The organism is Marinobacter sp. OP 3.4, assembly GCF_036224885.1.
GTDB lineage: Bacteria > Pseudomonadota > Gammaproteobacteria > Pseudomonadales > Oleiphilaceae > Marinobacter.
Map to the genome: position 1 here is coordinate 1 of NZ_JAVVLT010000085.1, position 20,825 is coordinate 20,825.

Annotated in this window: 19 protein-coding genes; 10 read left to right on the forward strand and 9 right to left on the reverse strand. The window is 62.0% G+C overall.

Going from position 1 to position 20,825, the window contains the following annotated elements:
- Positions 1-247: 247 nt before the first annotated feature.
- The 3 genes from RO069_RS14120 (at position 248) to mdoH (ending at position 4,252) form a co-directional block, all read left to right on the forward strand.
- Positions 248-1,783 (forward strand): glucan biosynthesis protein G, encoded by a 1,536-nt coding sequence (locus tag RO069_RS14120; protein ID WP_328188376.1) that lies wholly within the window; start codon positions 248-250, stop codon positions 1,781-1,783.
- A gap of 86 nt (positions 1,784-1,869) precedes the next feature.
- Positions 1,870-2,157 carry a hypothetical protein gene (locus RO069_RS14125; RefSeq protein ID WP_328188378.1) on the forward strand — a complete coding sequence of 96 codons (288 nt, stop codon included), beginning with the start codon at positions 1,870-1,872 and terminating at the stop codon, positions 2,155-2,157.
- Positions 2,141-4,252 (forward strand): glucans biosynthesis glucosyltransferase MdoH, encoded by a 2,112-nt coding sequence (mdoH, locus tag RO069_RS14130; protein WP_328188380.1) that lies wholly within the window; start codon positions 2,141-2,143, stop codon positions 4,250-4,252. The genes RO069_RS14125 and mdoH overlap by 17 nt, the downstream gene beginning before the upstream one ends.
- 8 nt (positions 4,253-4,260) lie before the next feature.
- Here mdoH and RO069_RS14135 read toward each other — a convergent pair whose 3' ends face one another.
- Complete coding sequence (locus RO069_RS14135) at positions 4,261-5,880, reverse strand: L,D-transpeptidase family protein (protein WP_328188382.1); 1,620 nt, start codon at positions 5,878-5,880, stop codon at positions 4,261-4,263.
- Between the two features lie 191 nt (positions 5,881-6,071).
- Here RO069_RS14135 and RO069_RS14140 point away from each other — a divergent pair, with 191 nt between their 5' ends.
- From RO069_RS14140 to RO069_RS14150, 3 genes are all read left to right on the forward strand, one after another.
- Complete coding sequence (locus RO069_RS14140) at positions 6,072-6,809, forward strand: murein L,D-transpeptidase catalytic domain family protein (RefSeq protein ID WP_328188384.1); 738 nt, start codon at positions 6,072-6,074, stop codon at positions 6,807-6,809.
- 101 nt (positions 6,810-6,910) lie between these two features.
- Positions 6,911-7,606 (forward strand): SDR family oxidoreductase, encoded by a 696-nt coding sequence (locus RO069_RS14145; protein WP_328188386.1) that lies wholly within the window; start codon positions 6,911-6,913, stop codon positions 7,604-7,606.
- A gap of 69 nt (positions 7,607-7,675) precedes the next feature.
- The gene (locus tag RO069_RS14150; protein WP_328188388.1) at positions 7,676-8,824 is read left to right on the forward strand and encodes a patatin-like phospholipase family protein; all 1,149 of its coding nucleotides are present in this window, start codon (positions 7,676-7,678) and stop codon (positions 8,822-8,824) included.
- A gap of 11 nt (positions 8,825-8,835) precedes the next feature.
- Here the strand turns inward: RO069_RS14150 and RO069_RS14155 are convergent, their stop codons facing one another.
- Complete coding sequence (locus RO069_RS14155; RefSeq protein ID WP_328188390.1) at positions 8,836-10,281, reverse strand: phospholipase D family protein; 1,446 nt, start codon at positions 10,279-10,281, stop codon at positions 8,836-8,838.
- A gap of 82 nt (positions 10,282-10,363) precedes the next feature.
- Here RO069_RS14155 and RO069_RS14160 point away from each other — a divergent pair, with 82 nt between their 5' ends.
- On the forward strand, positions 10,364-10,735 hold the full coding sequence (locus tag RO069_RS14160; protein ID WP_328188392.1) for a VOC family protein: 372 nt from the start codon (positions 10,364-10,366) through the stop codon (positions 10,733-10,735).
- A 52-nt stretch (positions 10,736-10,787) separates the two neighbouring features.
- Here RO069_RS14160 and RO069_RS14165 read toward each other — a convergent pair whose 3' ends face one another.
- From RO069_RS14165 to RO069_RS14175, 3 genes are all read right to left on the reverse strand, one after another.
- The gene (locus tag RO069_RS14165; RefSeq protein ID WP_328188394.1) at positions 10,788-11,693 is read right to left on the reverse strand and encodes a VOC family protein; all 906 of its coding nucleotides are present in this window, start codon (positions 11,691-11,693) and stop codon (positions 10,788-10,790) included.
- A 65-nt stretch (positions 11,694-11,758) separates the two neighbouring features.
- Positions 11,759-12,358 carry a TetR/AcrR family transcriptional regulator gene (locus tag RO069_RS14170; RefSeq protein ID WP_328188396.1) on the reverse strand — a complete coding sequence of 200 codons (600 nt, stop codon included), beginning with the start codon at positions 12,356-12,358 and terminating at the stop codon, positions 11,759-11,761.
- A gap of 90 nt (positions 12,359-12,448) precedes the next feature.
- Positions 12,449-13,270 carry a hypothetical protein gene (locus tag RO069_RS14175; RefSeq protein ID WP_328188397.1) on the reverse strand — a complete coding sequence of 274 codons (822 nt, stop codon included), beginning with the start codon at positions 13,268-13,270 and terminating at the stop codon, positions 12,449-12,451.
- Between the two features lie 254 nt (positions 13,271-13,524).
- Here RO069_RS14175 and RO069_RS14180 point away from each other — a divergent pair, with 254 nt between their 5' ends.
- Positions 13,525-14,550 carry an NADP-dependent oxidoreductase gene (locus RO069_RS14180; protein WP_328188398.1) on the forward strand — a complete coding sequence of 342 codons (1,026 nt, stop codon included), beginning with the start codon at positions 13,525-13,527 and terminating at the stop codon, positions 14,548-14,550.
- Between the two features lie 244 nt (positions 14,551-14,794).
- Here RO069_RS14180 and RO069_RS14185 read toward each other — a convergent pair whose 3' ends face one another.
- From RO069_RS14185 to RO069_RS14200, 4 genes are all read right to left on the reverse strand, one after another.
- On the reverse strand, positions 14,795-15,511 hold the full coding sequence (locus RO069_RS14185) for a YebC/PmpR family DNA-binding transcriptional regulator (protein WP_328188399.1): 717 nt from the start codon (positions 15,509-15,511) through the stop codon (positions 14,795-14,797).
- Positions 15,512-15,617: 106 nt separating this feature from the next.
- Positions 15,618-16,721, reverse strand: coding sequence for a GGDEF domain-containing protein (locus RO069_RS14190; RefSeq protein WP_328188400.1), 1,104 nt, complete (start codon positions 16,719-16,721; stop codon positions 15,618-15,620).
- A 237-nt stretch (positions 16,722-16,958) separates the two neighbouring features.
- Positions 16,959-17,759: an MBL fold metallo-hydrolase gene (locus RO069_RS14195; RefSeq protein ID WP_328188401.1), complete on the reverse strand. Its 801-nt coding sequence runs from the start codon at positions 17,757-17,759 to the stop codon at positions 16,959-16,961.
- A 97-nt stretch (positions 17,760-17,856) separates the two neighbouring features.
- Entirely contained in the window at positions 17,857-18,300 is a 444-nt protein-coding gene (locus tag RO069_RS14200) for an SRPBCC family protein (RefSeq protein ID WP_328188402.1), read from the reverse strand.
- A gap of 113 nt (positions 18,301-18,413) precedes the next feature.
- Here RO069_RS14200 and RO069_RS14205 point away from each other — a divergent pair, with 113 nt between their 5' ends.
- A complete protein-coding gene (locus RO069_RS14205) occupies positions 18,414-19,541 on the forward strand; it encodes an AI-2E family transporter (protein WP_328188403.1) in 1,128 nt (375 codons plus the stop codon).
- Positions 19,542-19,754: 213 nt separating this feature from the next.
- The gene (locus RO069_RS14210) at positions 19,755-20,822 is read left to right on the forward strand and encodes a proline racemase family protein (RefSeq protein ID WP_328188404.1); all 1,068 of its coding nucleotides are present in this window, start codon (positions 19,755-19,757) and stop codon (positions 20,820-20,822) included.
- Positions 20,823-20,825: the final 3 nt, after the last annotated feature.

The following is a 20,825-nucleotide window of genomic DNA, read 5'->3' on the forward strand; positions in this document are numbered from 1 at the left end:
CCGCGTTGCGCCGGCTCGATTTGGAACCACCAAACCTTCGCCACCGCGCCTTGCTATCAAGGCCCTCAGTGGCTCAGTAGGTTAACGAATTACCCAGACGGGACACTAGCGCCTGTTCCGCCTTTGTGTCGAATGGCTTACAAAGACGTCACTTGCTGCCCGACCGGGGCGGGGTTACAAACAGGGATGTCATGTTTATTCGGGGCGTCTGCCCCTATTGCCAAAACACACCCAGGGAACCCCACGTATGCTACGTCCGCTCGCAGGACTGCTGTGCATCTGTCTGGTGGCGTCGAAGGCTACCGCTGCTGAATCCTTCGGTTTCTCGGATGTGGCCGCAAAGGCCCGGGACCTGGCCCAGCAGGGCTGGAGTGCGCCTCCGGGGATACCGGACTTTCTCAGGGAGATCGAATACAGTCGCTACCAGGAGATCCGTTTCCGGGAGGATCGCAACCTCTGGCGCGATTCCGACTCGCCCTTCCAGGTGATGCTGACCCCGGCCGGCAAGCACTTCACCCACGCCGTGGCGCTGAATGAGATCCGCGATGGAGAGGTCCAGCCGATCCCCTTTGCCCGCGACAACTTCTCCTATCCCAGCGAGGAATTCGCCAAACGGATTCCCGCCGACCTGGGATACGCCGGTTTCCGGTTGACCTACCCACTGCGCGGGCCGGACATCAACAATCAGTTCCTGGCGTTCGCCGGTGCCAGTTATTTTCGTGGTGTGGGGCGTAGCGATGGCTTTGGCCTGTCCGCCCGCGGGGTCGCCATCGACACCGGGTTGTCCAGTGGTGAGGAATTCCCCTCGTTCATCGAGTTCTGGCTGGAAAAGCCGGCGGGAGGTGCCGAAGAGATGGTGCTTTACGCCCTGCTGGATGGCCCCAGCCTGACCGGCGCCTACCGGTTCACCGTCCGGCCCGGTGATGCGCTGGAGGTGGACGTTCAGGCCCAGCTGTTTTTCCGCAACCAGGTGGGTCTGGCGGGCTATGCGCCCCTGACAAGCATGTTCTACTACGGTGAGAACACACTCCGCCCCCTGGGGGAGTGGCGGCCCCAGACCCATGATTCCGACGGCCTGCTGGTGGTGGATGGCGATTCCGGAGAGTGGCTGTGGCGTCCGCTTATCAATCCGGCCTCGCTGCGCATGAGCTATCTCCGGGCCAATAACCCAAAGGGGTTCGGGCTGATCCAGCGGGACCGGGACTTCCGTGATTTCCAGGACCTGGAAGCCCGTTATGAACGTCGGCCCAGCGCCTGGGTCGAGCCCCGGGGTGACTGGGGCAAGGGCAACGTGGTGCTGGTGGAAATACCCACCCGTTCGGAAGTGAATGACAACATCGTTGCCTTCTGGGCGCCGGAGGAATCTCCCGGCGCGGGCGACAGCGTGGAACTGGCCTACACCCTGACCTTCGGGCCGCCGGATATCACCGGAAGCCCCGCCGGTGCGGCCATGAACACCTTCGTGGGCGATGGCAACCGCATCGGGGGAGGTGATCAGGATGGGGCCTACCGGATCCTGGTGGATTTCGCCGGTGGTGCCCTGGACAAGACCGATCCCGGGGCGGACGTGGTCAGCCATGTCAGCGCGGTCGGTGACACCAGGGTGCTGGAGCACTTTGTGGAGTATTCGGAGCCGACCGGCCAATGGCGCCTGTCGATGCTGGTAAAGCCACCCCCGGACCAGACGTTGGACCTGAGAGCCTATCTATCCCGGGAGGGTGAACCCCTGACCGAGACCTGGACCTACGAGTTGCCGCCGGGTCTCGATATTCGATCCCAGTAGCGGAGGCCGGACCGGGTGGTTGGAAGCAGGGTTGATGAAGGCCGGGTTTGATGAATGCCTGGGTCATAGGTGCATAGGAGAGAGCCGTGGAAAAAGCCATTTGTCAGTACGCTCTCGATCGCGTGATGCTCTACCTGCGGAACTACGGGGTGGAACCGTCCCCCGAGGTCTGTCGACGGGCGCTGACCCTGATCGACGAGTGCCTGAGAGACGCCGATAGCGCAGCCTGTGATGGCCCGGGGGCCATGCCTGGCGGCGTACTGGCCATGGTGTTTGATCGCCTGCCGGAGGTGTTCAGCCTTCCGGACCTGGACCTGCCGGTGCAGCGCCCACCCATTCGTCGAGGGAGTATCGGTTATGGGCCTCCCGTATGACCTGAATGCGGTGTCGTCAGCGGTATCGGTTGGCGGTCGGTGGCAACTGGTGGCAACGGTTCGGCGGTTTCTGCTGGCGGCGCTGGTGCTGGGGCAGACCCTGGTGGCCACCTGGTTGATGCTGCGGGTATTGCCCTACCATGGGGGCACCTGGATCGAGATTGGCCTGGCGGGGCTGTTTGCGATTCTTTATGCCTGGATTGCCGTCGGTTTCTGGACCGCAGTCTACGGTTTCGTGCTCCGGCTGGCAGGCGGTGACCGCTGGTCGCTGGCCCGCCGGCACAGCGAGCGGGACCTGGCGTTAACGCCCCTGACGCGAACCGCCGTGGTCATGCCCATCTACCATGAACCGGTGCAGCGAACATTGCGGGGCCTGAGGGCCATCTACCGGGACCTGGAACGGGCCGGGCAGATCGAGCACTTCGAGTTCTATATCCTCTCGGACAGCCGCGACCCGGAAGTATGGCTGGAAGAACAGGCCGCCTGGCAGGGCCTGTGCAACGAACTCAACGCCAATGGGCGTCTGTTCTACCGTCGTCGTACCCTCAACCTGAACTACAAGAGCGGCAACGTGGCGGACTTCCTGCGTCGCTGGGGGCGTCGCAGCCGGTACACCGTGGTGCTGGATGCGGATAGTCTGATAGGGGGGGACACCCTGATCCGGATGGTTCGCCTGATGGAACGTGAACCCCGGGTGGGTATCCTGCAGACCGCACCCGGCGTGGTGCGGGGGCGCTCCCTGTTTGCCCGTATCCAGCAGTTCGCCAACCGGCTGTACTCCCCCCTCTTTGCCACCGGCCTTGCCGGTATCCAGATGGGCGATGCGGCCTTCTGGGGGCATAATGCCATCCTGCGGACCGATGCCTTCATGGCCCATTGTGGTCTGCGCAAGCTGCCCGGAGCGGGCCTGTTTCGCGGGCCCATCCTGAGCCATGATTTCGTCGAGGCGGCCTTCATGGGGCGGTCGGGTTACGAGGTATGGCTGGAGCCTTCCCTGGGTGCCAGTTACGAGGAATCACCGCCGAGCCTGGCGGACGAGCTGTCCCGGGATCGTCGCTGGTCGAAAGGCAACCTGCAGCACCTGTGGATCATGCTGAGGGCGCCGGGATTGCGGTTTGCCCACCGGATGGCGTTCTTCAATGGCATCATGGGATACCTGTCCTCGCCCCTGTGGCTGTTGTTCCTGGCACTGACCACCGTGGAGGCGGCCCAGCTTGCCCTGATGCCCATCGACTATTTTCCGGACGATCAGCCGGGGCTGTTCCCGCTGTGGCCGGAATGGCGCCCCGGGCTGGCCCTGACCCTGGCCCTGACCACGGTCACCATGCTGTTCGCGCCCAAGCTGATTGCCTGGCTCGATGCCCTGATCCATCGCCGGGCCCGGTCCTTTGGCGGCGTTTTCCGGACCTTGGTGAGCGTGGTGGTGGAGACCGTGGTTTCGGTGTTGCTGGCGCCCATCAAGATGTTGGCCCACTCGGCCTATGTGCTGGGTGGGTTGTTCAACCTGTCCCTCCGCTGGGCGGGGCAGAACCGGACCGAGGAGACCCGCTGGCGCGAGGCCCTGGTCTCCCAGGCCCCGGGCATGGCCATTGGCCTGGCCTGGTCGGCGTTTGCCTGGTACCTGGATCCGCTGTTTTTCCTGTGGTCATTGCCGGTGGCCGTGCCCCTGGTGCTGTCTGCCCCGACGGCGGTCTGGCTCAGCCGGGTGAGGGCGGGGCAGTGCCTGTGTCGGCTTGGCATCCTGTGCACGCCGGAGGAAACGGCACCCAGCCGCCTGCTCCAGGATACTGACGATGAAGAGTCACTGCTGCCTCCCCTGGGACAGCTGACCCGATTTGAGGAAGCGGTGCTGTTACCGGCGGTCAATGCCATGCATTGCAGCCTGGCGCGCAGCCACCCGGGCCGGCTGCGGCGGGAAACCCTGCAGACACTGGCCCGGCGCTGCCTTGACCGAGGTCCCGGAGCCCTCGACCGCGCCGAACTGAGCCACCTCTGCCGTGACAGCGATACCCTGGCCTGGCTCCATCATGCAGCCTGGCGATCCGACCCGGACACCTGGTGGGGGCGGAAGCTGGCCCAGGCCGTGGCGTCGTGACGCCCTTCTCATGGCTCATCATCCAGCAGGTCGATCACCAGCCGGTCTTCCCCGTAGGTGTCGGGGCGGTACCGTACCCGACCATCGGGGCCCGCTTCAGCGGTCCAGTAGGCCATGACCAGGGGAATTCTGGTCGACAGGGAGATATTACGGGTTTCCCCCGAGAGACGGGTCTCCGTGACCCGGCGCCGGAGGCTCTCCGGTGCTTCCCGGAACAGTCGCTCGCTCAGTTGCACCGCGTTCTCCACCCGCACGCAGCCGGAGCTGTAGAAACGGTCCGGCGTGTCGAACAGCCAGCGGGAGGGAGTGTCGTGCAGGTAAACCGCAAAGGGGTTGGGGAACCGGATGGCCACTTCGCCCAGGGCGTTGCCGGGGCCGGCGGCCTGCCTGAGCATCAGGTTGCCGGGCTGGCTCCAGTCCACCTGGTCCGGGTCCAGTGGCGTGCCGCTGCGATCCAGTACCGTCAGCCGGTTGCGTTCGAGGTAGTCGGGGTCGGCCTGGATCGCCGGCAGGGTGTCCTCATAGAACACGGTGGGCGGAATGGTCCAGGTGGGGTTAACGGTGATGTGGCTGATGGCTGAGGTCAGTGCCGGGGTTTTCCGTTCCGGCCGGCCGACCTGAGTGTTGCCGTGCCAGACCTCCGCGCCGTCCCGGAACAACTGGACGCGGGCGCCGGCAATATCCACCAGTACCATGTCGTCGGTGAGGTAGGGGGCCATCCAGCGCAGTCGCTCCAGGTTGGCCCGGGTGCGGGCCTTCCAGGCCCCCGGTGCCAGGTTCAGTGCTTCCAGGGTGGCCTTGCCCACCAGTCCGTCGTCATCCAGGCCGTGGTCGCGCTGGAAGGCTTTTACAGCCTGGGTGGTGTGCTGGTCAAAGCGGGTCTGCTCCGGCGGTATCGCCTCCGGGTTGGACGGAATCGCCGATCCGGCCAGGTAGCCCTGGGCGGTCAGGCGGGCGACGAGGGCGTCCACCCTGGGACCGGTGTCGTCCTGCCTGAGCGTGGGGCCCGGCGGCACCGGTGGCCAACTCACCGGCAGGTGACGGTGTTGCTCCCGGTAGGCAGCGCGCAGGTTCCGGTATCGGGCAATGGACGGACGTGACCGCTGATAGGCCTGTCGCAGGCCCTTGCGGTGGTGGAAATCGCGGTGGATGTCGATGGCAAACTGCTCGGCATCCGGGTTTTTGGGTGCCTGGTGCCACATCAGGCCCAGTTCCTGTGGGTCCAGCCGGCCCCAGGCCAGGTCCGACAGGGACCAGACCAGGGTGAGGGTCGCCAGCTCGGCCTGGCAGGGGGTGGGTGGTATGTCGGCCGATAACTGGTCGGCAATCCGTGCCAGGTCGGACAGCTGGTAGTTCTGGGGGTTCAGGCCATCAAACCTGAGCCGGTCCAGTTCCCGCAGCAACCGTTGCCATTGCAGGCGGTCACGCCAGCGCTCGGTATGGGTCTGGATGTTGGCCAGCTCACTGACGGCCTGTTCCACAAAGGCCGGTGGTTCCGGCGCTGCCGGGCATCCGGCCTGCAGGCTCTGTGCCTGCCCCTGGCAAGAGAGGGTCAGCCACAGGCCGGCGGCACCGAGGGTCTGGACCACGGAGTGACGTAAAGATGCCCCTGGGCTCGAGTCCCGCATACCGAGCGTCCTCCAGCAGCCGTCGCTGCGCGTACAATATGTTGCAATTTGTATGGATTTTGTACAATTCGACCCGTTTCCCAGATTATTCCCGGGAATTTATTGCACAATAGTGACCATTGAATCGCCGGCACCCTAGTGGCAGGCACGGCAACGTCAGAATCCCCCGACCATGGCATGAGGAATGGTAAATGGTAGTCAGAGGCCTGAAACGCGCTCTGTTGGTATCGGTTTGTGCGCTTTCGTTCAGCCTGCCCTCAATCACCAGTCTAGCAGCGGTCACCGGAGACAGCCTGTTTTCCGGGCTCGCCGGCTCCGCGCCCAACCTTAACCCCGACGTGCTTCGCTACGCCCTGATGGCCACCCAGTGTGCCGTTCGCAATGGCGAAAGCTACCCGGACAGGCTGGCGGTGATTGATTTCTCATTGCCTTCCAGTGAGGAACGGCTATGGATATTCGACCTGCGTCAGCGCAGCCTGATCATCCGCGACCTGGTCGCCCATGGCCGTAACTCCGGAGACCTGGAATCCACCCGCTTCTCCAATGTCGAGGGCAGCCACCAGTCGAGTATCGGCCTGTTCCGGGCGGCGGAGAGCTACCGGGGCAAGCATGGCTATTCACTGCGCCTGGACGGGCTTGAGCCGGGGTTCAATGACCACGCGCGTCAACGGGCCATTGTGATCCATGGCGCCGACTATGTGGACCCGTCCTGGATCGACACCTATGGCCGTATCGGGCGCAGTCTGGGCTGCCCGGCGGTGCGGGAGGAAATCAGCCACCAGGTGGTGGATTCCCTGAAAGGCGGGCAACTGGTCTTCAAGTATTACCCCGACGAGGAATGGCTCAGCCGTTCCGGCCTGCTGAACTGTGGTGATACCACGGTGGCGGGCGCGCCATCCGGCGCTCCCGGCGGCAAGCAGGGGTCGTGATCGTCGCTTGAAACTGGCCGGGCCTTTTACGCGCCGGTCGGTTCTCGGCTATTCTGACTGCGGACAATACAACAACGCAGGAATGGCAGGAGAACCCTTTCATGTCAGACAATTCCCCTCAAGGCCCTCTGGCGGGCAAACGTATCCTGGTCACCCAGGCCGATGCATTCATGGGCCCCGTGCTGTGCGACGTGTTCCGGGAGCAGGGCGCCACCGTTATTGCCAGCCATGATGATATTACCGACCCCGATACCCCGCAGCGGATTATTCGCGAGGCCGGTCCGATCGATACCCTGGTGGCCAACCTGGCTGTACCCGCCCCCTCCACCCGGGTGGGGGAGGTGTCCCAGGACGAGTGGCGTGATACCTTCTCCGCGCTGGTGGACCCATTGCCGCGTTTTATCCAGGCGTTGCTTCCCGGAATGCGTGAACAGGGGCATGGCCGGGTGCTGGTCATGGGCAGCGCATCGGCCTTGCGGGGGATGAAGCGGGCCTCCACCTACAGTGCTGCCCGAGGTGCGCAGATGGCCTGGGTGCAGGCGGTTGGCGTCGAGCTGGCGCCGGAGAATATCCAGGTCAACCTGATTGCCCAGAACTTCGTGGACAATCCCACCTATTTCCCCCCCGAGATCCAGGAGAACCCGAAATTCCAGGATCGGCTCAAGCGCGAGGTGCCCCTCGGGCGTCTCGTTGGCGCCCGGGAGGACGCCCAGTTTGCCGCCTACCTGTGCAGCGATGCCGCGGGCTGCTTCGTGGGTCAGGTGTTCCCGGTCTGTGGTGGCTGGGTCAACCGATAACACGACACCGGTCCGCTGGCTTCGGTCGGCGGGCCCGGGTCGTTGACTCTGCAGGACAGGGAGGCGTTCATGGAAACCGGTATTGTGCTGACGGGAGGTGGCGCCCGTGCCGCCTACCAGGTGGGAGTGCTCAGGGGTATCTCGGATATGTACCCGGACTGGGAAAACCCGTTCGGAGTGATCGTCGGGACCTCGGCGGGGGCCATAAACGCTGCTTCCATGGCCGCTGGAAGTTCCATTTTCCGGCACAATATCAGTCACCTGGAGGGGCTCTGGTCGGAGATTTCCGTTAACCGGATCTACAAGAGCCAGACACTGGAGATCTTCCGCAACATGACGGGGGTGGCGAGGCGTCTGTTCATGGGCCAGGTGGATGGCTCGCCCGTTGCCCTGCTCAACAACAGCCCCCTGCGGGCCATGCTTGAGGAGGAACTGGACTTCGGGGCCATATCGGCGGCCATCGACGACGGCCGTCTGTCAGCCCTGGGGGTCAACGCCTGCGGTTATTCCACCGGCCAGAACGTGTGTTTCTTCCAGGGCAGGGATAGCCTGAAAAGCTGGACGGTGGGCCAGCGTGCCGGCTCCCGCACGCAACTGGGGCTGGACCATGTGATGGCATCTGCGGCCATCCCCACGGTGTTTCCACCGGTGCAGATCAACCGGGAGTACTTCGGCGACGGGGTGACCCGGCAGATGGCCCACGTCAGCCCGGCACTGCGGCTGGGGGCCGACCGGGTGCTGGTGATCGGGGTCAGCGCCAACAGCATGTGCCCCACCGAGCGACCGGAACCACCAGGTACCCCCACGTTCGCGCAGGTGATTGCCCAGGTGTTCAATGGCATGTTTCTGGATACACTGGACTACGATATCGACCGTCTCAGGCTGATTAACCGACTGCTGGAACTGATTCCGGAGGAGAAGCAGAAGGAGGCGGGGCTGGATTTCCGGCCCGTCAACCTGCTTGAGATTTCCCCCAGCCAGCAGATCAACGCCATCGCGGAGAAATACCTGGATGGCATGCCACTGGTTCTGCGTAACCTGGTGGGTGCCGCTGACCGGCATCATGGCACCGCCGCCAGCCTGGCCAGCTACCTGCTGTTCGACCCCCGCTTCTGCCAGGAACTGATCAGCCTGGGTTACCACGACGCGCAACAGCACGCCAACCAGATCAATCGCTTCTTCCACGAGCAGCCGGTGCCTGGGGGGGAAGAAGACTGAAATCCGCCCTGTCAGAAGGTGGAAAAGCCGGTGGCTTCCATGAAACGGTATTGCCAGTACCGGAACCGTGACTCGTCGGCATTGGCGGAGTAGGGCAGGCTGAATACCGGTGTCGACCCCGGCCCGTTCATCCACAGGCGCTCGAACAGCTCGGTCGCCGTGGCCATGACAGGCGCATCGGCGGTGCCGGTAACCAGCATCGAGGTCTCCAGGTTGTAGTTGTCGATATTGCGGCGGGTCAGGTTGGCCGATCCCAGCAGCAGCCGTGCCAGTCCCTGGCTGTCCCGCAACATCAGAAGCTTGTTGTGGCACTGTTCGCCGGCGGTGTTGCACCAGCGTATATCGATATCCGCCTGGTGCAGTTCGAACGCCACCTGGCGATTGGGGATGCCGTTCTTGGCGTGGCCAAAGGCGTCCTCGTTCCGGTCCAGCAGGATCCGCAGGGTGGCCCCCCGGTTGTGGGCCGCCTTCAGCGCCTCAACGGTACCCCGGTGGGACAGGTAGAACATGGCCAGGTCGAGCCGGTCGCCCTGGCCGGCGCGGTCGATCAGGTCGATGGCGGCTTCCCGGATGGCGGCCTCGGTCAGTACCTGGCCATGCAGGTCGGTATCTTCCGTCGCCTCCGGGGGGTAGATCTTCCCGGGCAGTGACCAGTCCGGGACCGCGACCCCGGACAGGGTCATGACCGCTTCCTCCGTGGCCAGCAGGTCCAGGGCGGCGGGGCCGGTGAAGGTGATGGCGGTGTTCCAGTGGCGGCTGCTGCCAGCGTGGGGGTTGGCGGAGGTGATCAGGCCCCGGAGCTGGTCGTCTTCATCCACCACCAGGGTCTTGCGGTGGTTGGCCTTGAAGTTGAGCAGGGCGAGATAGCTGCGAAGGGTTACTTTGCCATCCTCGAAGGCATTGGGCAGCCAGCCACCATCCGGATTATTGCCGAACCACTGGCAGCATCCCCGCCACAGGGCGGACCAGGTGGGATTGGAATCCCGCAACGGACGCAGGTTGGTTTCCACCAGGGTGATACCGGCCTGTCGCAGCCGCTCGAAATGGGGCTGGCGCACGCCGCCGTAGACGGTATTCAGGGGGTCGGTGATCACCACCACTTCCAGCTCCGGCACCGCTTGCTTGCGCGCCACCAGTGCCTGGGTGAGTTTTTCGGCCAGGGGTTCGAAGCTGCTGTCCGGGGCGCTGTCATTGAACAGGAACATGTCGATGACAATCATCCGTTGTGCCTGGGCGATCAGGTCGAACACCTCCCGGAATATGCCCTGGCTCTGGAAATGCCCGCCGGCGGCGGTGCGCCAGCTTACATCCGGAATCAGTCGGGCGTCGTACAGTGGACGGGTCGGCGTACTCCTGGACAGGCCTGCGGGCATGGGTTTGAACGTGTTATAAAGACCTGTTGCCAGCAACAATGTAAATATAACGGCGGCCACGAGCTTGAACGAGATCAGGTGCATCCCTGCGGGGTCTCCTGTTTCGGGTAATATCCGGCTATCGGTGAAAGCAGTATAAACAAACCAAATAAAAAGGGTTTTCGATATGATAGGTTACGTTACTATCGGTGTCAGTGACATGGGGCGGGCCAAGGCCTTCTACAGCGACCTGCTGGCCGACCTGGGCGCAAGTGTCCTGATGGACATGGAGCGTATCGCGTTCCTGGGCAAGAGTATGGGCCAGCCCATGCTGGCCGTCTGCACGCCCTATGACAAGGAGCCCAATCACCCGGGCAACGGCAACATGGTAGCCATCAATCCGGGGTCCAAGGAGATGGTGGACAAGCTCTACCACAAGGCTATTGAGCTTGGTGCCACCTGTGATGGCGAGCCGGGCCAGCGTATCCCCGACCGTTTCTACGGCGCCTATATCCGGGATCACGATGGCAACAAGGTGGCCTTCTTCCACTTTGGCTGATTGGCATAGCAGGGAGGGAAACACCGCAACCTGATGGTTGCGGTGCTGGCGGTCAGTCTCCGGAATCGGGAACCGTCAGGTCCGCCGGTTCATCGTCGATGATGAGCGGGTTGCCGTCCAGGTCCTGGGTCTGATCATCCTCTTCCGAGAGGGTCCGTTCCGTGACTTCCTCCGGATCCTCTGAAATCAGTCGCACCCGGGTGATGTTGCCCTGGTAGCGGCGCTCCACATCATCTTTCCAGTGCATCAGCACCAGGGACAGTGAACGGCGGCCTTCCGGGGTGCCCATGATGTATTCATCGTAGCTTTCGGTTTCAATGAACAACCGCTCGGTCAGCCCCACCTGATCATGGTAGAAGTCCCTGGCCTCCTCAAGGTCGCTGGCACCGATACCCACGGCCTCCAGCATGATGAGGGGAGCGTCGGGCGACTCGACGATCTCGATCAGGTTATTGTCCGGATCGCGTCCGAAGCCCACGACACCAAAGCCCGGTTGTTCCTCGGGGGGCAGTGTCACCACGCCGCCGGACCTCTCGAACTGATTGGCCAGGGCCTCGGCATCCGGCGTGTAGAAGACAATCTTGCCGGGGTTGTCCTGAAGGTTCCGCCCCAGCCCATCGGTAAATTCGATCAGGGTCAGGGTGGCCTCCTGGAGGGGGCTTCCCGGCGACTCCAGGGTAATCTGCCGGCTGTTGTCGGTGGTGATTTCGTCAACAATCCTCATGTCCAGGCCATTCCGGTAGACCGGCAGTGACACGTCCAGGTCACTGACGCCCAATTCCAGACCGGTTACCTGGCTGGCCACGGGGGTGGGCTCGTCGTCGTCATCCTCTCCGTCGGCATTCTTGTCGAAGAGTTCCCACTCGCAGCCACTGAGCAGCCCCACCAGCAGCAGGGCCATGAAGCAGGTAATAAAACCCGGGCGGGACGACGCCTGCCCGTATTTTCGGTACGCCATAGTCAACTTCCTGTTCTTTTTTGAGTTATGTCCCGGTACAGGCTCAACCCTGGGATGGTGAATTGTTAGCTGGCGCACATCCGCCAGCAGGCGTCGCGGGCATCGTTAATGTCCTTGTCCGACAGTTCGATATAGCCGGCCCTTTCGGCTTTCATCAGGTTGACGAAAGCGCCCCAAACCGTCGCCATGATAATTTCGGCGCGGATGTCCGTCCGGAACACGCCCTGTTGCTGCAGGTTCCTTGAGGGCTTCACGAGTCGTTGGAGCACCTGACGTTCCAGTGCCCGCGAGCGGTTATCCAGATAGGGCAGGTGGTCCTGCAATTCCAGGAACCGGAAGGACTTGGGATGCTCCCGGGCGAACCCGACCATCTGCTGCCAGTGCTGGTTGAACAGCTCCCGTGGCGAACCCTGCCTGTCCCGGGTCTGTGCCAGGTACTCGCCGAATCGCAGCTTCTCCTCCTGGAACAGCGCGTTAACCAGCGCCTCCTTGTTCTGGAAATAGCGGTATATGGTCCCGGTGCCAACCTGTGCCCGGTTGGCGATGTCCGGTACCGCCACTCCGTTGACACCCAGCTCCGCAAAGCGGTCGAGGGCGGCCTCCAGTATGGCCGTGCGCTTGGGTTGGGGGTCCGTTTGTTGTGTTTGTTGGGCGGTTGAAGCCATGACGTTCCTCTGCAGTGGTTTCCCTGAACCCTGGACAGGGTGAACCGGGAGGAACCCAACCGGTTCCTCCCTACCCGATGCATCAGGTTATCAGTTCGTCGTTGCTTCTGCCTCGTTTCCCTGTGTGACCCTTGCCGCAGTGCGGAAAGTCTGGTGGGGCTGGAAAATGCACATATTGGTATCGCCCATGGCATTACTGTCTGTAATTTCGGTGAAATGGCAGTAGGAGGTATCGGGTTTCAGTTCGTTGGTGATGGTGACACCGGCCCGGTTGAGTCCCGCTTCCGGATCCGTGGTGAAGCGCTGCAGGAAGATGTTGTCCCACCACGCCAGGTTCTGGGTATCGAACTCCTTGGCATTACGGCCCTCCGACAGGCGGAAGATGTAGTAGGCATCCTGGCCGGCCAGTTCGCTGAGTGGCTTCCAGGTCACTTCGATATCCTTCAGTGGGGTGCCGTCCGCAAGCTGGCTGCCATTGGCGGGGCGGTAGGACCCGTGGATATCGTCTTCCACCTGCTTGTAGGCCTTGATCAGTGCCTGGCCGGGGGCGTCCTTCTGAACCCGTGACATGGTGCGGACAATGCCGTCCTTGCCAGTGACCTCGATGGTGTACTCGCCTTCCTTCATAAAGCCGGTGGGCAGGTTGAGCATGTACCAGTGGCTGTTGGTGGTACGATCAAAGATATGGCCGTTGCAGTTGGCGGCGGTAAAGGTCTGGTTGGCGATTTCCTGCTCGTAGCCCTCGGGGCCCTTGGCCTTGATGCTTTCGATCAGTTCGGGAACCGGGCGGCCACCGGTGGGGTGGAAAGCAACCAGGAACTTGTGCTGCTCCTGGGGCAGGCCGGTATTGGGAAAATTCCAGAAAACGTTGCAGGCCATGATGTCGTAGATTTCGATCTTTTCCTCGGCCATGGTTCGGGCTCCTTGATTGTCGTGGTTGTTGGGGTGCCTGGTGAAAAAGCGCTGACCGTAATACGGCGACAGTCAGCCAATCTTGCTAACGTTCAGGGAAATAGGAATGAACGTTCATTCATTATCCTAGCCCCGGTTTTATCGGAGTGCAAGAAGCCATGGCTGGATTTTTTCCATGGACATTTGACCCGGCGGGAGTTTGGCTTCATCCTAATCCGGTTTCATAACGCAACCAAAAAACGGGAGAATCGACCGTGACTGATTACAACAATCGCGCCGTTGTACTGAAACAGCGCCCTCAGGGTGAAATCCAGGACGGCGACCTGGAGATCATCGAGAAGCCGGTCCGGGACCTGAAGGAGGGTGAAGTCCTGGCCAGGACCCTGTGGCTGTCTCTGGATCCGTACATGCGCCCGCGCATGAACGACAGCAAGGGCTATATGGATCCCATCGGTATCGGTGAGGTGATTGTCGGCGAGGTGGTCGCCCGGATTGAGGAGTCCCGGTCCGACAAGTACCAGGTGGGTGACCTGGTGACCTGCTACGCCGGCTGGCAGGAGTATTCGGTGTTCCCGGACACCGCCGACATGGTCTACAAGATCCAGGAGAAGCCCGGTGTTCCGCTGCAGGCCTACCTGGGTGTGGCGGGTATGCCAGGGCGTACCGGTTACTGTGGCCTGATGTTCGTGGGCGAGCCCAAAAAGGGCGAAACCGTGGTTGTATCCGCAGCGTCAGGCCCGGTGGGCACCGTGGTGGGGCAGACTGCCAAGAAGGAAGGCTGCCGCGCCGTTGGCGTTGCCGGTGGCCCTGAGAAGTGCCGTTATGTGGTGGAAGAACTGGGCTTTGACGCCTGTGTGGACTACAAGGCGGGCAATCTCGAGGAAGACCTGAAGGCGGCCTGTCCGGACGGTATCGACATCTACTTCGAGAACGTGGGTGGTGCGGTAACCCGCGCGGTCGCGCCGCTGCTGAACAAGGGCGCCCGGGTGCCCATCTGCGGCTACGTATCGGCCTACAATGCCGAGGATCCCAGCAAGGTGGAAACCCCGTTCCACGTCCTCAAGGCGCTGGATCCGGTGCCGGAGCACCGTTTCTTCCTGGTCACTGAGTGGCAGGACAGGCACCAGGAGATCACCGGCATCCTGGCGGACCGGGTGGCGTCAGGTGACCTGAAGTACCGTGAGACGGTGGCCGAAGGTCTTGATAACGCCGTTGAGGCGTTCAAGGGGATGCTGAAAGGGAAGAACTTTGGTAAGCAGTTGGTGCATATTGCCGACTAGTTGTCTGTTCCGGCCCTCTATGTCTTGCGGGCCAGCACCAGAGAGCAACTCCGGTGTCCAGAAGAGGCGGTTGGGGATTGCTTTCCGGGACCGTCGAACGCCAGGGATGGCGTTCGTCGAGCTCTATGACCGCCACGGATGGCGGGAATGCCTATTTTGCAGGAGCAAAAATAGGCCAGGGACGTACTTGCGGGGCGTGTCCCGGAAAGCGATACCCAACTGACTCCGCCCCCAAAGCCTGCAATCAAAGCTCAGCGTTGTGATAGACGTTCTGCACGTCATCCAGATCGTTGAGCATATCCAGGAACTTCTCGAACATCTCCACATCCTCACCCTGAACCGGCGTCGTGGTTTGGGGCAGGAACTGGATCTCGTCCACCTCGAACTCCAGCCCTTCGAAAGCCTCGCTCAATGCCTGCTTGGCCTTGGCGTACTCGGTGTTGGGGGCAAACACGGTGATCAGACCTTCCTCGTTCTCGATGTCCGTGACATCCACATCCGCTTCCATCAACGCTTCCAGAACGACATCCTCGTCATCGCCCTTGAAGGCCAGGATGGCGCAGTGGTCGAACATGTGGCTGACACTACCCGGGGTGCCGATCTTGGACTTGGTCTTGGTAAAGCACACCCGTACATCGCCGAAGGTGCGGTTGGGATTGTCGGTCAGGCAGTCCACGATCACCATGCAGTTGCCGGGGCCGAAGCCTTCATAGCGGGCTGCGGAAAAGTCTTCACCGGCGCCGCCCCTCGCTTTTTCCAGGGCCTTCTCGATAACGTGGGTGGGCACCTGGTCTTTCTTGGCGCGGTCGATCAGCCCCCGTAGTGTCAGGTTGCTGTCCGGGTCGGTGCCGCCGGACTTGGCGGCGACGTAGATTTCACGACCATACTTGCTGTAGACGCGGGTCTTGGCTGCGGCCGTCTTGGCCATGGAGTCTTTTCGGTTCTGGTAGGCTCTGCCCATGTTCAGGATCCTGTGGTTCTTCGGAAAAAACGAATAGTACACGCAGTCACCCGGAGGGACCACTGACCGTCGTCACACCCGGGCGAAGCATTGGCCGTTGTCGGGGTCAGGCCACCACGGCCCGGTTTCGCCCACATTCCTTGGCCATGTGCAGGGCCTGGCCGGCACGGGCGACCAGCCGCTCCGTGGATTCCCTGTTGTCGTACACCGCGATGCCGAAACTGGCGGTCTGGTTCAGGGAGGTGTCCAGGGTGGTTATGGGGGCATTCCGCAGAGCCGCCCGGATATTGTTCGTGGCGGCGGTGGCCCCTTTTTCATCGGTATCCGGTAACAGGATCAGGAATTCCTCGCCACCCCAGCGGGCGACGTCGTCCTGTTGACGGGTATTGGCCCTGAGCCGGGCGGCCACCTCCCTCAGGACTTGATCGCCCGCCTGGTGTCCCAGGGTGTCGTTGACCCGCTTGAACAGGTCCAGGTCCAGCATGATCACGGCAAAGGCCTGGGTGAACCGGTTGTGACGGGCCCGTTCGGATTCCAGCCGCGCGACCATGGCGCGGCGGTTCATCAGGCCGGTGAGCGGGTCCACGGTGGATATTTCGTTGAGTTCCTGACGGGCGATAAACTCCCGCACGCGAATCCTGAGCTGCAGGTGCGACACGAAGGCGGCAATGCCGATGGCGGAGAGAAGGCCGAGTTGCGATGCCACCAGTGCCAGTGGCTCATGGCCCCGCTGAATCATCACCGCGATATAGCACAGGACCGGAAGGAACAGCGGGATAACGCAGCCCCGCAGTCCGCGCAGGCTGACCAGTCCGGCACAGAATACACTGAGTATGGCCAGCTCACTCAGTACCCGGAAGGCGGTACCGCCCTGGTCGTACGCGAAGACCAGCAGGCCGAGCACACTGGACATCGCCGTGAGGGATATCAGCCTCAGCATCACCAGGGGCCATAGGTGGCCCGGAAAGCGCCGATAGTGCATGACCAGGGTGATCAGGCAGACGGCCAGCGGTGGTACCCGCAGGCCGTAGGACCAGAGGGTGTCCGCTTCAATCAGTGACCCGCCCCGGATCAGGATTGAACTGTGGGCAAAAACGCTCACTACCAGTAGAACCCAGGCCGCTTTCACCATGACTTCCCGGATCATCCGCTGTTCGTAACGGGCATAGGCCTCACGGAATCGTTCTGGAAGGCTGGCGGACGCGAACATGTAACCTCAGGTGTCAATTCAGGTGTGGTTATGGCTTTCTGGTGTTGGTGATGGCTCGCCTATGTGAACCGTGTCGCAATTATAGGGGTGAACGTGGAAAGGTGGTATGTCGAAGTGCAACGTCTTGTTTCCGTCGCGCCATTCGGTTGCAAACCGTTACAGGGGCGCGACGGAAGATGGTGGACTTGGCCCCTGAAGTCATGGGCTGGAGGTTTGCAGGCAGGGTTTCGGTACTGACTATACAAACTCCCTTGGGGGTTGGTAGTGATCACGGGTCATCAGGTCAATGCCGCAGTCCACGGCTGAGACCCAGTCCAGGAAGCGCGTCACCATGGCAGGGCCCTCGAACCGTTTGCCGTGCTGGGGCACAATCATATCCACATCCATGGTGCGGACCATATGGGCCCAGAGCTCGCAGACTTTCCGTGAACCGATATAGCGTCGGTGGAATCCCTCCATGTAGGGGATATGGTGATCGAAATTGCTAACGGGCCTGTGGTCTTCCGCCGCGCCCATCGACGCCCCCAGATCACCGGAGAACAGGATCTTTGACACCGGATCGTAGAATTGCAGGTTGCCGACGGAATGCATGAAATGCGCCGGCAGACACTGGATATAGGTATCCCCGAACGTCACCCGCGCACCACGGTCGGGAATGGCAATGATGCGATCAAAGACACTGCTTCCGAGCTGGTTGGTAACGTAGTCGGAGGCCAGGTGGGGCAGGAAACGGGCCCAGAGTCTGGAGGTGACAATGCTGGCCCTGGTGTGCACGATCCAGCGATCAATCGAACCGATGATATCCGGATCCTGGTGGGAGGCGAATACATAGTCCATTTCCCGGATGTTCATATGGCGGGATGCCGCCATGGACAGGGGGGTATAGGTAAGGTCGCCACCGGGATCAATAAGGGCTTCGTGTTTGCCATCCACGATAAGGAACTGGTTGGACTGGACACCCTCGCCGGTGACCAGGGAGTCGAACATCAGGCACTTGTGATGGCCATTATCAAACAGGACTATGGGGTCGACTGCCATTCTTCAATCCTCCTGGCACGTTAAGATGGAGCAGGCGGCGAGCTTAGGGCAGGAGCATCAGGATGGTATTGCGCCAGGTCAATCGAGCTGACTTTCGTCAAAGATCGGTCTCTGACAGCACCTGGCGCAGGCGGCGGATACCACGGCGGAGTACCCGCTCCACGGCCAGTTCCAGGGTACGGCCGGAATAGGGGACAACCTCGTCAAACTCGGCGGTGTAGTGCAGTCGGGTGCCTCCGTCCGGTGGCCCCGACAGCCGGATGCGGCCCAGGTGGTTGCGGAAGGCACTGAAGCTGGTGACCGAGTATTCGATCAGGTGGTCAGGCTCAAAGGTGAGGATGGTTTCCTCGAAACCAACCGGTCCGACACCGATCCAGCGTACCGACCCGGTGCCGTTGGGGTCGGCCTGATCGCTGTCGCGGATACGCTTCACCGGCAGCCCCACCAGGCTCCCTAGGCGATTGTGGTCTGCCAGCAACTGGAAGACCCGATCGCGGGGATAGGGCAGTTGCTCCGTGAGTTCAACGCGATATTTTGGCATTGGCAGTCGCTGTCATTGTTATTGTTGAAACATTATATAAGCCACTAGACTACCCGGTTCGCGATGCCGGAAAAAGCCGCGTCCGATAACACACTCCTGCTCAGGATAGATCCATGTCCCCGGAACATGACAGCGCCGACTCATCGAGCGGCGGCGATGATACTGCCACCACACGCTGGCAGGTGCTGAAGGAAGTCAGGGAACTGTCGACGCCGCTGTATGGCCTGTTTGGGCTGGGTGTGCTTTACACCCTCTATATTGCCCACCAGATCGTACTGCCTATCATCCTGGCCATCCTCGCTAGCCTGTTACTGGCGCCGCTGGTGAGTCGTGGTGTGCGGGTCGGCATTCCCCGCTTTGTCAGTTCGCTGGTGCTGGTGCTGACATTGCTGGCCGGTATCCTGGGATTGGGATGGGCGGTGGTCACTCCGGCACTGGAATGGGCGGAGGAAGCACCCCAGGGTATCTCGCGGCTGCTGGTGGGGCAGAGCGGGTTTCGCAACCAGATCGAAAAAGTCACGGAATCCGCCCGTAAGGTCGAGGAGTCAATGGACGGTCTCGCCGAAGGCGATAACCGGACACAACCCACCACCGTTGTCCTGCAGGCTGAATCCTGGCGTAGCCAGTTGATCCAGAAGGCGCGCAACGGTGTGGCGGGATTGGCCCTGGCGCTGGCCCTGACTTATTTCCTGCTGGTCAGCGGGGACCGGCTTATCCACAACTTCATTCGCCAGTTACCCGCGGGCCAACGGCGACGGGCCCTGACCATCGTGAGTGATTCCCAGAGCCAGATAGCCCAGTACCTGGGGGTTATCGGAGTCAGCAACCTGCTTATCGGCACCGTGACCGGCCTGATGTGCTGGGCGGTGGGCCTGCCGGACCCGGCGATCTGGGGATTGGTGGCCGGGCTGGCACGTTTCATACCCTACCTCGGTGTCATCCTGACCATCTCGCTGCTGGCGGTGGTCTCGGCAACCAGCCTGGATGAACTATGGCTGATGGTGGTCGCGCCCCTCGGATATCTCATACTCACTTCCCTGGTGGGTTTCTTCATTGAACCCTGGATCCATGGGTTCAGGATGGCGATCAATCCCGTTATCATTTTCGTGGCCATCTTCTTCTGGGGCTGGCTTTGGGGGCCGGTTGGCGTGTTGCTGGCGGTGCCACTGATGACCGTGATCCAGGTGGTGCTCAAGCAGATTCCGCGGCTAAGTCCGGTATACCGGGTTATTGCCCGGTGAGGCGCGCCGGACGCCAGGTTTTCGATCCATGGCTGCGGCGGGACTTCCCGTAGCCGCTGGACTACATTGAACAGAAGACGATCCGACCGCAGCCGGCGCCAGGGGCACGGCTCCCGGATTGCCATGGGGTCCAGACCGAGTTCATGACCAAGGCACAGCTTGGCATGCATGTTGTAGTTCCCGACCGTACGTGGGAGAAGAGAGGAGCTGTCTATGCCGGTGTTTGAGTTCCGCAGGCCAACCCATCATCGCACCCGTTCCATCGAGCTGGTGGATATGCAGTCCGGTGGCGATGTCAGCCGCATTGTGACCCGGGGCGTCGGGCATCTGCCCGGTGGCTCGGTACTGGAACAGATGCGCTATATCCAGAAGTACGGTGATGGCTTTCGCCGCTGGCTGCTGAACGAGCCCTATGGCGATCCCTTCATGTCGGTGGACCTGATCGTACCGCCTGACAATCCCAGGGCCCAGGCCGGTTACATCATCATGGAAGCCATGGGCTACCCGTTGTATTCCGGTTCCAACACCATCTGCACCGCAGCGGCGATTCTCGAGAACGGCGTCGTACCCATGGAGGATGGCGAACAGACCCTGGTGCTGGAATCTCCCGCCGGTCTGGCCTGGGTGACGGCCCACAACGCCAATGGCCGGGTACAGTCAGTGACCACCCGCAGCGAGCCGGCCTTTGTCTGCGAGCAAAACATGAAGGTGGACGTGCCCGGATGGGGGGAGGTCCGCTTCGACCTGGTGTGGAGTGGCGCCTACTTCGCACTGGTGGATGCCGAGTCCCTGGGATTTGGCCTGATGCCCGGGGAGATCAACCGCATGATCGAGTTTGGTCTGGCCATGGTGGAAGCGGCCCGCCCGGTGGTGACGGACCAGCATCCGGAACTGGGGGATGTGGGCCCCCTGCCGTTTGCCCACTTCATGGGGCCACTGGAGCCCGTCGACGGTGGGTACCGGTCCCGTTCCGCCACTTATGTGCACCCCGGTGTCATCTGCCGCAGCCCCACCGGCACCGGTACCACGGCGCGTATGGCGCTGATGTATGAAAACGGCGAACTGCGGGAGGGCGAAACCCTGGAGACGGTGTCTCCCAAGGGCAGTTCGTTCGTGGGGCGGTTGCTGGGCGAGTCCACCGTCAGCCACTACAGGGCGGTGAACACTGACATCACCGGTCGGGCCTGGACACTGGCAAGATCCGAAGTGCTGCTGGACCTGGATGATCCCCTGGTGGATGTCTCCGATCTGGAGGGCGTGCTCAACTCCGGGCCGGCATGACCA